5 protein-coding genes are annotated in these 15,032 nt (G+C 69.4%); 2 read left to right on the top strand and 3 right to left on the bottom strand.

Annotation, left to right across the window (positions count from 1 at the left end; all coding sequences use genetic code 11):
• Positions 1 to 1,547 (bottom strand): condensation domain-containing protein (locus tag ACIRJT_RS29440; RefSeq protein WP_403914896.1); only part of this gene is annotated, 1,547 nt, incomplete at its 3' end.
• A gap of 14 nt (positions 1,548 to 1,561) precedes the next feature.
• Positions 1,562 to 10,039, bottom strand: a complete 8,478-nt coding sequence (locus tag ACIRJT_RS29435; protein WP_403914894.1) for an SDR family NAD(P)-dependent oxidoreductase — start codon at positions 10,037 to 10,039, stop codon at positions 1,562 to 1,564.
• Positions 10,040 to 10,881: 842 nt separating this feature from the next.
• Between ACIRJT_RS29435 and ACIRJT_RS29430 the strand changes: the two genes are divergently transcribed.
• Together ACIRJT_RS29430 and ACIRJT_RS29425 are read left to right on the top strand one after the other, a co-directional pair.
• Entirely contained in the window at positions 10,882 to 11,640 is a 759-nt protein-coding gene (locus tag ACIRJT_RS29430; RefSeq protein WP_403914891.1) for an SDR family NAD(P)-dependent oxidoreductase, read from the top strand.
• A gap of 161 nt (positions 11,641 to 11,801) precedes the next feature.
• Entirely contained in the window at positions 11,802 to 13,064 is a 1,263-nt protein-coding gene (locus ACIRJT_RS29425; protein ID WP_403914889.1) for an acyltransferase family protein, read from the top strand.
• A gap of 26 nt (positions 13,065 to 13,090) precedes the next feature.
• Here ACIRJT_RS29425 and fabD read toward each other — a convergent pair whose 3' ends face one another.
• Entirely contained in the window at positions 13,091 to 14,998 is a 1,908-nt protein-coding gene (gene fabD / locus ACIRJT_RS29420) for an ACP S-malonyltransferase (RefSeq protein ID WP_403914887.1), read from the bottom strand.
• Between the last annotated feature and the right edge of the window lie 34 nt (positions 14,999 to 15,032).

Genomic DNA, 15,032 nt, shown 5'->3' with positions numbered 1-15,032 from the left:
TCCTCGAACCACTCATGCACACACCGCCCCGGAGCCACCCAGCCCGCCGGCCCCTCATTCCACTCCACCAACACCCGCCGACGCTCAACCGCCGGGAAGGCCAGCCGCGAGACCTTCTCCTGCGGGTCGGCGGCGACGGAGGCGAGCAGGGTGGTGTAGTGACCCACCAGACGTCGAATGGTCTCCGGGTCGTACAGGTCGGTGTTGTACTCGACCTTCCCGACGAGCCCGTCCGGCGTTTCCCGCAGATCGATCGTCACGTCGAACTTGGTGACATCGATATCGAACTCGACCGGCAGGACATGGAGTTCGCCCAGACTCTCCTCGCGCCCCGTCTGCGCCTCCTGGAGCACGAACATCGTCTGGAAGACCGGCGAATGGGCGAGGCTGCGTTCCATCTGCAGAGCGTCCACCACGGATTCGAAGGGCACGTCCTGGTGGTCGTACGCTGCCACCGCGGTCCTTCGCACCTGGGTCAGCAGGTCGCCGAAAGCGGGGTCGTCGGACAGATCGGCCCGCATCACCAGGGTGTTGGCGAAGAAGCCGATGAGGCCCTCCACCTCACTCCGGTTGCGATTCGCCACCACCGTGCCGACGGCGATGTCGTTCTGCTGCGTGTAGCGGTGCAGCACGACGGTGTAGGCGGCGAGCAAGGTCATGTACAGCGTGGCGTCGTACCGCGCACCGACGGCCCGCAGCCGCTCCAGCAGTTCGGCCGGGCAGCGGAAGACCTCCCGGGCTCCGCGATACGTCTTGACCGGCGGGCGTTCCCGGTCCGTGGGCAGTGACAGCCTCGGATCGACCCCGGTGAGCTGCTTCCTCCAGTACTCCACCTGGCGCGTCCGCACACCGTCGGCGAGCCACTGGCGTTGCCAGAGCGCGTAGTCGGCGTACTGGACGGGCAGCGGCTCCAGTGGGGAGGGCCGCCCCTCGCAGAACGCCTCGTACAGGGCGACGAGATCCCGGAAGAGGACACCGACCGACCAGCCGTCCGAGACACCGTGGTGCATCGTCACCAGCAGCACGTGCTCCTGCTCGGACTCCCGCAGCAGTCTCGCCCGGAACAGCGTGTCACGCTCCAGGTCGAAGAGGGCGGCCGCCTCCTCCGCACAGATACGGGGCAGATCCGCGGGGTCCGCCAGCTCCTCCGGGCGGACCGCGAAGTCACGGCCGTCACCGATGTGCTGGTACGGGACGCCGTCGTGGTCGACGAATCGGGTGCGCAACGCCTCGTGCCGCTGCACCACGGCTTCCAGCGCGCGTACCAGCGCGGAGCGGTCCAGGTGCCCGCGCAGCCGCACGGCCATCGGGATGTTGTAGGCCGCGCTGGTCCCGTCCAGCTGTGCCAGGAACCACAGACGCTGCTGGGTGAAGGACAACGGCACCGGTTCGTCCGCTGACCGGGGCGAGGGCGTCATGAGGTCGAGCGCGGAGAGATCGACGCCCTGCTGCCTGAGGAGGGCTATCAGGGCGCGCTGTCGTACGCCGGACAGGGACCGGATCTTGTCGATCAGGGTCCGCTCGTGGTCTGGAGAGATGGTGCCCATCGTCGTCCCCTTGCCTAGTTCTCGATGAGCAGAGCTTCGAGCTCTTCGGCGCTCATGCTTTCGATACGGGCAATGCTCTGGAGGATTCGCTCCGTATCCGCGGCCCCTGTGTGCCCGGACGGCGTGCGGCGCTCCAGCTCCGCCGCCAGCTCGGCCACCCGGGGAGCGTCGAAGACGGCCTGGACGGGGAGCTCGATGCCCGTCCGCTGCTTGAGCAGGTTGATCAGCCGGGTCGCGAGCAGCGAGTTGCCGCCAAGGGCCAGGAAGTTGCTCGTCGCGCCGAGCTCGTCGACGTCGATCTCCAGCAGCTCCGACCAGACGTCGACCACGGTCCTCTCGCTCTCGGTGAGCGACCGGCCCCGCAACCGCTCGACGCGGTCGTCCTGTGCGGCGCCCTCCGCCGGCGCGGGGTGCTCGCCCTGCCCCGGGTGGCCGACGGGTGCGGTGCGACCGGCGGCCCCAGACCTACGACCGACCCAGTAACTGCCCTTCTCGAACTCCGTCGGCGGCAGTGAGATCATTCGGCGGCTCCCCCGGTGGAGCCCGCTCCAGGGCACGGAGACACCACGCACCCACAGCTGGGCGAGGTGGTCGAGGTCACCATCCGCGACGAGACCGGCGACGAACTGTTCGCCCCTCAGACCGGAGAGCACCATGCCCAGCGGTCCCGCACCGTCCTCCGTGTTGCCGTGGTGGACCCCGACGGCAGAGAAGACGCCGCCGTCGGCCTCGGAGCCGGCCGACAGGTGCCGCTCGAGCACCCGTTTCAAGTCGTCCAGGGAACCCGCCACCACGGCGAGACGCTCGGGCAGCGGTTCGCGGCCCAGCTGCGAGCTGTATGCGACATCGGTCAGGCCGACCGAGTCGTCGCGGTCCAGGAAGTCGGCCAGCCGCCGCACCGCCGTCCGCAGCCGGCCGGAGTTCCTGGCGGACACCAGGACCAGCTGAGGGCCCGTGTCCTGCGAGCTCCGGGTGTCCGCCTCGGTACGCGGCGGCGCCTCGACCACCAGGCTCACATGGCTGCCGCCCGCCGCCGCCGAGTTGATCAGCGCGCGGCGGGGAGCGATGGCGTCATCCCTGCCCGATGCGCCGCGCGGCTCCCAGGCGCTCAGCCGGTCGCAGAGCGTCAGTGCGCTGCCGTCGAAGTCGAGGGCGGGGTTGGGGGAGCCCACTTCTACCAGGGGAGCGAGCTGCTGGTGCTGCAGTTGCAGGACGACCTTGGTCAGCTGAGCGATGCCCGAAGCCGCCTCGGGATGGCCCATGTTCGACTTCACGGACCCGAGGGCCACGGGTTCCGTGACGCCCTCGAACACCTCGCGCAGGGCACGCAACTCGACGGCGTCGGAGAGCCGTGTCCCGCTGGCCGCGGACTCGACGTACCCGATGGAGTCCGGGGTGACGCCGGCCCGGTCCAGCGCCTGCCGCATGACCTTCGTCTGCGCGCGGTGGCTCGGTGTCATGAAGCCGTTGGACCGGCCGGAGTGCACGGAAGATGTGCCCTTGATGACGGCGAGGATCCGCTCGCCGTCGCGCAGCGCCGCGTCCAGGGGCTTGAGGAGCACGGCGCCAACGGCTTCGGCGGGCAGATATCCGTCCCCGTCGCGGAAGCTGCGGCTGCCCGGGTGGGTGCCGAGCAGTTGCAGCTCGGCCAGTGCCACGTACTTGTCCGGGTGGACCGTGAGGTTGACGCCACCGGCGACGGCCAGATCGCTCGCGCCGCTCCGCAGGTCGGCACAGGCCAGATGGATGGCCATCGCCGACGACGCGCACATGCTGTCCACGGCGAGACTGGGTCCCTCCAGCCCGAAGTAGTGGGAGACACGGTTGGCGATCATGTTGTACGAAGCCGCGGAGGTGAGCGCCGCGAGGGCGGGGTCCTCCTCGCCCGCGCGGTAGAGCTGGTAGGCAGCGCCCACGTAGACGCCGACGCGCCGTCCGTAGCGGTGCTCGATGACCTCCTGGGTCATGCCGCTCTGCTCCAGCAGATGCCACACGGTCTCCATGAACAGCCGCTGCTGCGGGTCCATCGCCGCGGCCTCACGTGGGGAGATGCCGAAGTGCAACGGGTCGAACCGGTCGATCCCGTCCAGGAACCCGCCGAACGTGCCGGTTCTCCTGGCCCCGGCACCCGCGTCGGCGCCGAGACTCGCGTCGTGATCCCACCGTTCGGCAGGGATCTCGGTGACGCAATCCCTGCCGTCGCGGAGGTTGGCCCACAGCTCTTCGAGATTGCCGGCCTGCGGGTAGCGGCCGCTGACGCCGATGATGGCGATGTCGCCATCGCCGCCGGCCCGGTTGTGCGCGCTCCGCTCCGGCGCGCTCTCACGGGGCGCCACGTTCTCGGCGCCCGCGTTCCGAATCTCCGTGTGCGCGGGCGGCGGAAGGTCCGCCGGAGCCACCGATGCCGATGAGGTGTCCGAGGCCGGCAGCGGCGCCGCGGGTTCTCCGAACAGCGTGCGCAGGGCCGGTTGGTGATCGGTCACGAAGTACCGCGCCAGGTCGCGGATCGTGTCGTACTCGAAAAGGAGGGTGCGCGACAGGGGGCCGAACGACTCCTCCAGCTGGGAGACGGCCTGCACCGCGATGACGGAGTCCATGCCGTACTGCTCCAGCGCCGTGTCCACGGCGAGGCGTTCCGGGCCGAGCTTGAGGGACGACGCCAGCACTCGCCGCAGGTGGCCGGAGACCCGCTCCTCCAGAACCCGGGCCGCATCGCCGTCGCGGGGCCCGGAAGTGGATGCGTCGCGCTGAACCGGCGCCACTCCACCGCCCCCGGTGAGCTGGGCCGGCATCCTGTCGCGACGGCCGACGACGACGAGCAGCCTGCCTTCCGTGGCGCCGGAGTCCACCGGGGTGAGCGCCTGGCGCAATGCCTCCAGGCCGCTGGGCGTGTCCAGAGTCGTGAGGCCGACGCCTCGCAGACTTTCCCTGACTGCGTCATCCCCCATGCCGCCCTCGTCCCACAGCGGCCAGTTGACCGACACGGTCCTGCCCTGACGCAGCCCGTCGTCGACGAGGCGGTTGCGATACACGGCGTAGGCGTCCATGAAGGCGTTTCCGGCGGCGTAGTCGGCCTGGCCGGCATTGCCGAAGGCGCCGGCTATCGACGAGAAGCACACGAACGTCTCCAACGGCTGCTCCCGGCTCAGCTCGTCGAGGTGGACCAGCCCGGCGACCTTGGGGGCCAGCACACGCGCCAGCGCCTCGGTGCTCTTGCGCAGGAGCAACGCGTCGTCGATCACTCCGGCGCTGTGCACGATGCCGGTCAGCGGCCCGTGGTTGTCCGTCACATGCGCCAGCGTGCGAGCGACGGAAGCCCGGTCGGACACATCGGCGCGCTGGTAGTCCACCGTCAGCCCCGCAGCGCGCAGGGCCTCCAACGAGCCGCGCTTCTCCTCGCTCAGCGGCGACCGGCCGGTGAGCACCACCGTGGCGTGGCGGACCGACGCCGCGATGTCCCTCGCCACGACCAGGCCGAGTCCCCCGGCGCCCCCGGTGATGAGGTAGACGCCACCGTCCCGCCACGGTACGGCGGCACGCCGGCCGGACGGTATCTCCGCCCACCGGCCGACGTGGCGCCGGCCGTCCCGGTGGCGTACCTCCGGCTCGGGGCTGGGCACGTCCTCGGACCGCAGGCGGGCGGCGACAACGGCCGGTGAGGCACCGTCGAGGCACTCGACGTACTGGGTGCGCAGCAATGGGTGTTCCAGGCCGGCCGTCCTCAGCAGACCCGCGATTCCACCGAAACATGCCAGACGTTCCCGTTCGACGTCCGAGGCGGCGGAGCCGGCCAGCACGACCTGGAGCAGCACCGGTTCCCGCAGGCCGCCTTCGAGGATCTTCCGTACCAGCGTCAGCACGCCCTCCGTGACCCCGGCGAACTGCCGGTCCAGCGAACCGTCCGCGATGTCCGCGTCGTGACAGACGACACCGGTGGGCAGGGCCGATCGCACGGCATCGCGCGCGGAGGCCGTGAGGGAGCCGATCAGTACAACGTGGTGGGCCGCGGAACTCTCCGCCCGGGCGGCGCGGGCGCGTGCGTCGGCGGGTGCGCCCTCCTCGACGACCCAGGAGGGACGCAGCAGGAGCATCTCGTCCTGGACCTCGGCTGCTCCCGCCCCCGGGGGCGCCGGCGCGACGGGGGCCGAGGAGGCGGGGAGGAGCGATTCCCGCGCGGCATCGTGGAGGTCGAGGTCGAACCAGCACCGCTCGCGGGCGAAGGGATATCCGGGCAGGCTGACGCGCCGCGCCGACGCCGTGAGCGTGGCCCAGTCCACTGTGGCTCCCTCGGTCCACAGGCTTCGAAGTTGGTCGTGGGCGCCGTGTTCGGTCCACTCGGACACGGCTGTCCGCAGCGCGAGACCGTCGGCCCCGGCAGCCATGTCACGGCCCCGGCGGGCGGTGCCGCGCGCCCATGTTCCCGGGCGCCGGGGAGCGGCGGCGAAGGCTTCCAGCTGGGCCCTGGCGTCAGCCAGTGACGTCGCGGCGAGGGCGAGCCGCTCGTCCAGTCCCATGCGCCCGACCTGGAGGGTCCATGCGACGTCGAAGAGGGAGTCGTCGGCCAGGTCCGCCAGACGGGTGTGGAGTCGCCTGGCCTGTTCGACGAGCTGGTCCTCGCTCCGCGCGGAGAGCACGAGCAGGGCCGGGTGGTGATCCGCCGCGGGCGGTACCGGGAGCGCGGCGGGCGACTCGTACTCGGCGATGATGACATGGGCGTTCGAGCCCCCCGCCCCGAAGCCGGAGACTCCGGCGAGCCGCGGGGAGGTGTGTCGTACTCCGTCGGTCTCCAGCGTCGGGCGGTGCCACGGCTCCGTGCGCTGCTGCACCCGCAGCGGCGTCCCCTCGGTGGCGAGGTGCGGATTGAGGGTGTCGGAGTGCAGGCTCGGCGCCAGTTCCCGGTGGCGCAGCTGCAACAGCACCTTGGTGACACCGGCGATTCCGGCCGCGCCTTCACAGTGCCCGATGTTCGACTTGACCGAGCCGATCGGGAGATCCGCCGGCGCGCCGCCCAGGGCATGAAGCGCCTTCTTCAAACCGCTGATCTCGATCGGGTCGCCCAGCGCCGTGCCGGTGCCGTGCGCCTCGAGGTAGCTCAGGGAACGCGGGTCGACGTTCGCGTCGGTGAGCGCCTCGATGATGACGTCCCCCTGCGCCGCCGGGGAGGGCACGGAGTAGCCCGAGGTGCGACCGCCGTGGTTCAGCGCGGTCCCCTTGATCACGCCGTAGATGTGGTCGCCGTCCGCCACGGCCCGTTCCAGGGGCTTGAGCAGAACCGCGCCGACCCCCTCGCCGGGTACATAGCCGTCGCCCCCCTCGCCGAAACTGCGGCAGCGGCCGTCGCCGGAGAGGAAGCGGCGCTGGCTCAGCATCAGGAATTTGTTGGGATGCGAGTGAAGATTGACCCCGCCGGCCAGAGCCGTCTCGCACTGGCCGCTCCTGATGGCCTCGCAGGCCAGGTGGATGGCTGTCAACGAGGATGAGCACATGGTGTCGACGGTCATGCTCGGACCGGTGAAGTCGTAGAAGTACGACACCCGATTGGCGATGCTCGCGGCGCTTCCCGACAGGGCGACCGGTCGGCCGGCGTACTGGGCCTGCGCCCCGTAGAGCTGGTACTCCTCGTACATCACTCCGGCGAATACGCCCACCTTGCCCGGCACTCCTCCGGCGTATCCCGCGTCCTCCAGGGTGTGGTGGGCGCACTGGAGGAACAGCCGCTCCTGGGGATCGAGCAGTTCGGCCTCGTGCAGCGAGATCTGGAAGAAGAGAGGGTCGAACCGGTCGATCTCGTCGAGGAAGCCCCCCCATGCCCCCGAGGAGGAACCTCCGGCGTCGGCGTACCGCCGGTGGTCCCAGCGCTCGGAGGGCACTTCCTGGATGCAGTCCCGGCCGGCGCGCAGGTTCTGCCAGAACTCGTCGAGGCCGGCCGCCTGCGGATAGCGCCCGCCGAGTCCGATGACAGCGATGTCGTGTGCGCCGTGGACCCGAGCCCCGGGCCGGTTCTCGCCCGTCCGCGCGGAACGGTGTACGTCTCGCGGAGCCCGGTCCGCCGCCACCGGGGGGTCCACCAGCGCACGTGTGCTCAGCCCGGTCAGCTCCGCACACACTTGTCCGCTCTCGTCGAACACCGTGACGTCCAGCCGCTCCGGAGCGGCGTCGCGCTCGCTCCCCGGCTGATGCCGGAGCCAGGCATATGCCGAGGCCGGCGTCTCGGCCACCGCCTCCATCCGCTGCAGGGCGAACGGCAGGGCCGGACGGGCATCCTCTCCATCCGACAGCCGCGCCGCCGGCAGAAGGCCGATGGTGGCCTGGAGGGCACCGTCGATGATGCTCGGGTGGAGTCGGTACCGGCCCGGGCGGTCCGCTGCCGCGGGCAGGCGCAGCTCGGCCAGTACCTGAGGCCGTCCTTCCTCGTCCGAGCCCACCCCCAGCTCCACCAGGGACTGCTGTGCGGGCCCGTACTCCATGCCCGCGCGGGCATACAGCTCGTACACGTCCGAGCCCTGGAGCGTCCGATCGGCACAGGCGGCGCGCAGCTCGGCAAGGCGCACACGTTCCGGGGCGTCGCCTTCCAGGAGCCTCGCACGGCCTTGGCCGCACAGGGTGCGTTCGCCGTCTCCGCCGACGCTGTGAATCGTGTACTCCCAGCCGTACCCGTGCAGTGATCGCACGTCCAGAGAGAGCTCCAGCCCGTCGGGGCCGCAGATGGCGGGGCGCAACCAGACGATGTCGTCGAGCCGCACATGTCCCGCGTGCGCTTCGCCGAGAAGACGTTCGACCGCCGCGTGTGCCATCTCCAGCTGCGCTACCGCAGGCAGCACCCGGGAGCTGTGGATGCGGTGATCTCGCAGGAACGGCTCCGTGCCGTCGAACCGCGTCCGACAGACGATGCCGTCGTCACTCCGCACGGCGTGGTGCAGCATCGGGTGCGGGCGCCCGGCCGTCTCCCCCGCCGGCACTCGGGAGTCGTCCGCGGCCGCCGCCCCGCCGCGGGCGGCGGCAACGTACTCGGCCACGGCCTGTGCGGTCCGGTGATCCGAGAAGACGGCGGGCGCGAGTGCCACTCCGAAGCGGTCTCCCAGCCGGGCGGCCAGCTGGGCCAGCGTGGTCCAGTCGCATCCGAAGTCGGTGAACTCGCCGTGGGGATCCACATCCCCGGCCGACACCTTCAGCAGTGCGGACAGCTCTTCGAGGAGCCCGTCACGGATGTCGTCCAGCAGGGCAGTGGGTTCCCTGCCGCTCTCTCGCACAGGCTTCGCCGGCAGCGCGGAGTACGCGGGTGTCCCGACCGACGGGGCATCGGGGAGAGACGCCCCTCGGCGTTCCGCGACGCGCTCTTCCAGCCAGACCGCGAGAGCCGCGACCGACCGGTACTCGAACATGATCGTCGGCGAGAGGGAGAGGGAGAGCTGGTCCTCCAGGGCGGGTACCAGCGACACGAGGTCCACCGAGACGAGGCCCAGTTCGTAGAACCCGCACTCGGCGTCGACCGTGGTCTCCGGCACCTTCAGACGCTCGGCTATCAACGTCCGCAGGACGCCGGAGACGTCCGGGCCGGTATCTGCCGGATCAGCGGGCGGCCCGGGCGTGGGGTACCCCGGGAGGGCCACCTTCGGGCGGCCCGTCGGAGACTCGTTCCGAGCGTCGAGAGCCGACACGTCACGGACCCGCTTGGCCACGAGCCGGCCGACCTCTGCGATCTTGAGACCGTCGGCGTCGTAGAACTCCACCGACAGCCGCATGAGTTCGTCGTCCCGCTGCGTCGATGCCGCCGGGACGCGGACGTAACAGCGATCGCCCAGTGGGGCGGCGGCGCGGAACGACTCGAAGACCAGCGGCAGATAGAGCCCCTCGCCCTCACTGCCCTCGTAGAGCATGTGGTTGCCGACGCTGCCGCCGAGCAGACCCGCCTCGAACAGGGCCGGATGGAAGAGGAAGGAGTCCGCGCTGTCGCGGTACGCCGAGGCCAGATCCAGTTCGACCACCCAGTCGTCGTGGCGCCGGTGCACCACCCCCTCGGACCGCATCAGGCCCGAGTGCACCAGATCGTTCCGCCGGAGCCAGGTGTAGATCTCGGCCAGCGTGGCGATCCGCTCCCCCACGCCGGCCGGTAAGGACAGCCGTTCCTGAAAGGCCGCCGGTGGACACACGTGTGCCGTCACCACCGCGTGCAGCACGGGCAGCGAGTCCGTCCGACGCCGGCTGCGCACCTCGATCCGCTGCCCCCCGGCCGGCGCGGGCCGCCCCTCGACAGTGGTCAGAACCTGCTCACCGGGCGCCGCGACGAGCGGCGCCAGAATGGTGAGGTTGCGCAGTTCGACCTCCGCCATGGCGATGCCATGGCGGGCGAGGACCTGTAGGACAAGATCCACGTAGCCGACGCCGGGAAGCAGGTGGAGGCCGTGCACGACGTGACCCCGCAGCAACGGGTTGTCGGTCGTCACGGTAAAAGTCTCGGTAAAAGAATCGGCAAAAGTCGCGGAGTTGGCCATCGGTTTCCCCCAGTCGATCGGTAACCAGCGCAGGACAGCGCCCTAACGGCGGTGATGCGCGCAGGCGGAACCGACAACGGGAAGGCCCGGGGTAAGTGAAAGAACCTCGGCGTCGCATTGCCGCGCACCGGCGCGAAAAGAATGAGAACGGATACCCGTCAACCCTGCACAGGCATGCACGCAAGTAAGGCCGGGAGGGCGGCGTTCACCACACGAAGGAAATGATCAGGCCTGGACGGCACCCAAGAGGCGCGGGAGCGCCGTCGAAATGTCGAGCGAGGCCCGCATAAATCGCAAAAACCCATTGAAATCCACCCCCGTGGCCCGCTGTTCGCAGCTCGGGCCGATCCACCTGGGGGCGGCCCACGCGATCCGAATGAACGTCGCGCTGCACTTCGCTGCTCCGCACGCTACCCGAACACCGGAAGGAAGATCAAGGAACACAGTGTGACGACCTCCCTCAGGAATGAGAGCGGAGCGTGACGCACCGGCCGGCCAGGACCGTTTTCTTCCCTTCATCCGCACATAGACTTCCATGAACCACCGACTCAAGAATTCCGTGCATCGATCGTCGCGCACAACAGCCGGCATCGGTAAGGTGCTCCCGGTGCGCGCTCCACAGGAATCCGGCACAGCAGTACGACGGGGGAAATGTCCGTCACACCGGGACGCACATGACGCTTACCGACCACCCTGCCGCCGGTCGTCAATCCTGGGTCTCTTCACATGAAATCGCGGCCGTGGCCGATGTCACACATCGCTCAGCTGCCCGCTCGCCACCGGCCCACCGGGGCGGGAGGTCCCGGCCATTCGTGCAGCCCTTTACAGAACAGGAACAACACGTGCGGATCGAAGGAAACGTCGCACTGGTCACCGGCGGAGCATCCGGCCTCGGGCTGGCGACGGTCAGGGAGCTCCGGAACCGCGGAGCGTCGGTGGTCATTCTGGGCCGTTCCTCACGCGGCAAGGAGGTCGCGGAGGAACTGGGCGAGCGTGTCGCGTTCTCTCCCGGAACCGTGACGAGCGAGGAGGACGTCACCGCCGCGATCGACCTCGCATCGAGCATGGGGCCTCTCCGCATCGCCGTGAGTTGCGCCGGAATCGGCAACGCCATCAGGACAGTCGGTAAGAACCGCCCGTTCCCGCTGGCCGCGTTCGACGAGGTCGTCCAGGTCAACCTCGTAGGAACCTTCAACGTCATCCGCCTGGCCGCGGCGCGGATGGACCAGGCCGACGACGTCGGCGAGGAACGTGGCGTCATCATCAACACCTCCTCGGCGGCAGCCTTCGACGGGCAGACCGGGCAGGCCGCGTATGCGGCCTCCAAGGCGGGCATCGTGGGCATGACTCTGCCCATCGCCCGCGACCTGGCCCAGTCGAGGATCCGCGTGGTCACGGTCGCGCCGGGGCTCTTCCGTACCCCGATGTTCGACTCACTCCCGAAGTCCGCCCTCGATACGCTCGGCCGGCAGGTGCCCCATCCGGCCCGGCTCGGCGACCCCGCGGAATTCGCCTCGCTCGTCGCACACATCGTGGACAACCCCATGCTCAACGGGGAGACGATCCGGCTCGACGGCGCCCTGAGGATGGCTCCGCGATAGCCGGACTTCGCAATGCGTTTTCAGCCAAGTATCGTGCCGTCACCTGAAGCTATGGCCCGTTCAATGCTGGTGGCCGAATCCCGTCTCCACTTTGATAATGGCCGGCAGCCGTTCGCTCCGGACGACCACGGACTGCCCAGGCCGGCCCCTCCCTCGTTCGCGTGCCGCGACGCGCCGGTGGTTTCGAAAGGCTTTCCTGTCCCGGCTCCCGGGAGCAGTCGCATTTCCGACACACCCCTATCCAGGAGGAGAAGTACCCCATGGCCAACGAGCTCTCCACAGGAAGTCGTCTACCGTCGCTGACGAGTCTGCGGTTCTTTCTGGCTCTAGTGGTGGTGTGGTACCACGTGAGCTTCGTCTCGGGATTATTCGACGGCGCCCTTCAGCAGGGCCTCGGCGCCGCCTCGCCATTCGCCGCGGGGGCGGTGAGCGGATTCTTTGTCCTGTCCGGATTCGTACTCACCTGGGCACACAGACCGAGCGACCGGTTCGGCGCATTCTGGCGGCGCCGTTTCTGGAAACTCTTCCCCAACCATCTGCTGGCCTGGACAGCGGTGCTGGTCTTCTTCGCCGTGACCACAGCCGAAGTTCCCATGACGTCACCCCCCGGGGACAGTGCGGGCGCAGCCATCGCGAATCTGCTGCTGGTCCAGGTATGGATACCGTACGCAAGCATATTCTCCGGCTTCAACACACCCGCGTGGTCGATCGCCGTTGAGCTGTTCTTCTACGCGCTCTTCCCCGCCCTCCTCATGGCCGCCCGCAGGATTCCCGCACACCGGCTGCGAGGCGCGTGGACCGCGCTGGCGCTGTTGATCGTTCTCATGCCGCTGGTTGCCACGACCATCCCCGGACCGAAGATGTACGACTGGCTTCCCCTCAACGAACGCAGTCTCTGGTTCATCTACGTCTTCCCGCCTGTCCGGCTGCTGGAGTTCATGCTCGGCATCGTGACCGCCCGTCTCCTTCAGACCGGCGCCTGGCCTCGCGTCAACCGCCTTGTGGTGACCGCGGCCTTCCTGCTGTTCCTGGCCGTGCTGCCGGCGTTGCCCCCGCAGTACGCGATGGGCTCGGCGATCGCTCCGGCGCTCGCCGCGGTCATCGCGAAGACCGCACTGGCCGATCTCGAAGGCCGCACCCGGTTGCTGCCCCGCCCCTCACTCATCGCTCTGGGCGAGGCCTCCTATGCCCTGTACATCACCCACTTCCCCGTGATGATGGCCATCCGCCATCTGATCGGGCCCGACCCGGACCTGACCGTCGGGGCGCGCTTCGCGATCGTCCTCGTGGTCATCGGCCTCTCGGTGGCGCTGTCCCTCCTCGTGTTCCGCTACTTCGAGCGCCCTCTGATGCGTCGCTGGTCCGGCGGCCGGAACACCTCGCGGCCGCAGTCGGCCGACTCCGTACCTGCCTCCGCCTCCTGAGTACCGCCCCCGGTGCCGGCCCCAGGTCACCGTGCTGTCCGGGCTTCCGTCGAGGACCCGGACAGCACGGTCCTCAGGCTCTCCCCGAGGTGCCGCATGGATACCGCGTCGGGCGTGAAGCGGTCGATGGCGGACGCCGCCCGGTAGTCGGGCCCATAGCCGTACTTGAGGAGGGTGACGAAGGAGCCGCTGGGGCTGAGATCGACGAAGTAGTGACGCTCCGGCGCTCCGAACGAGGCGGCCATCAGTTCGTCGAATCGGGCCCTTCCCCGGATCACGTCCCAGAGGTACGTGTCCCAGTGGTTCACCATGTCGTCCCGCAACGGCCCGGCACAGGCGGCCGAGTAGACAGGCATTCCGGGCCTGCTCACCGCGACGGCTCGACCCATGATGCGGCACTCGTGCCGGACGTCGTCGAGGAGCGGCGAGTGGAAACCGTACCGGACGGGCAACTGGACGGCGGTCACGCCCTCTTCGTCCAGCGCGGCCCGCACTTCGGTCAGCCGCTCACTCGTTCCGCTGACAACGAAGTGTCCCGACGTCGGGCTCGCGCAGTTGACGCCCGCCAGGTACAAGTCGACGAACAACTCCCGGCGCCGGCGGTAGAGGTCAGGGTCGGCGAGGACTCCGAGCATGCCGCCGGGGCGGCAGTGCCGCTTCATCAGGTAGGCCTGTTTCATGACGAGGTCCAGACCGTCCTCGAGGGACATCGCTCCGGCGACAGTGGCGGCGACGTACTCGCCCAGACCGTGGCCGAGCACCGCGTCGGGACGGAAGCCCTCTTCGCGCAGTGCCTCGGTGAGACTCCAGCCGGTGGCGTAGAGCGCGGCCTGCGTCTGGAGAAGGCCGTCGAAGTCCTGTCCGCGGCGGGCCTCGTCCTGGATCACGGCCACCAGCGAGGCACCGCAGGCCGCCTCGTAGAGAGCGCTGCACCGGTCCATGGCCGCCCGGAACGCCGGGTTCTCGTGGTACAGCTCGCGGCCCATCCCGTAGGACTGGGTTCCCTGCCCCCCGTACATGAAGACGATCTCGGGCCGTCGCGGGGTACGGGGCGGAGCAGGGGGCTTCTCCCGCACAGGGAAGGGCTCTCGGCGGATCTTGTCGGTGAGCTTGGTCAGGACGGTGCCCGGCCCGATCTCCACGAAGTCCTGATGTCCCTGACTCATGAGCCAGGAAATCGATTCGTACCACTTCACGGGGCTCGATATCTGCCGGATCAGCAAGTCCGCGTAGCCGGTTGCCGGATAGAGACGGGCGGTGCGGTTGGCGACCACCGGGACGCGGAGTTCTCCGAGTCCGACACCGGAGAGGTGGCGGGCGAACTCCTCCTCCACGCCGTTCATACAGCGCGAGTGGAACGCCGCGCTCACGTTGAGCGGGATGAGGGCACCACCGGCTTCCTTGCAGGCGGCGCGGAGCTCGGGTGCGTGGATCTCGTCGTGGGGTCCGGAGAGGACGCACTGCTTCCGGGCGTTGATGTTGGCGATGTCGATGTTCCGGTGCGGCAGCCCGGCAAGGACCTCCCGCACGTGTTCCACGTCCAGGCCGACCACGGCGGCCATGGCACCGGACGGGGCCCGGCTCATCAGCTCACCGCGCTTGCGGACCAGGTCGAGCCCGGTGGCGAAGTCGAACGCCCCGGCGGCGAAGAGCGCGCTGTACTCCCCCAGGCTGTGCCCGGCGACCGCTGCGGGCCGCTCTCCGCCCGCAGCGACGTGGTCGAGGTAGTGCAGTGCGCTGACCGCGTAGAGAGCGGGCTGGGTGTACTCCGTACGGTTCAGAAGGCGGTCGGGGTCGTCGGAGCAGAGCGTCTGTAGCGAGTAGCCGAGCACCTCGTCGGCCTGCCGGACCAGTTCCGGGAACTTGGGGAACAGTTCGTTGCCCATGCCCCTGCGCTGTGAGCCCTGTCCGGGGAACACGTACACCGATGTCATGTGATCACTCAGTCGTTGTCGTCGCGGGGATCGG

It is taken from the genome of Streptomyces sp. NPDC102283, from assembly GCF_044766265.1.
In the GTDB taxonomy this organism is placed as follows: Bacteria; Actinomycetota; Actinomycetes; order Streptomycetales; family Streptomycetaceae; genus Streptomyces.
This window is presented reverse-complemented; position numbering and strand designations above follow the sequence as displayed.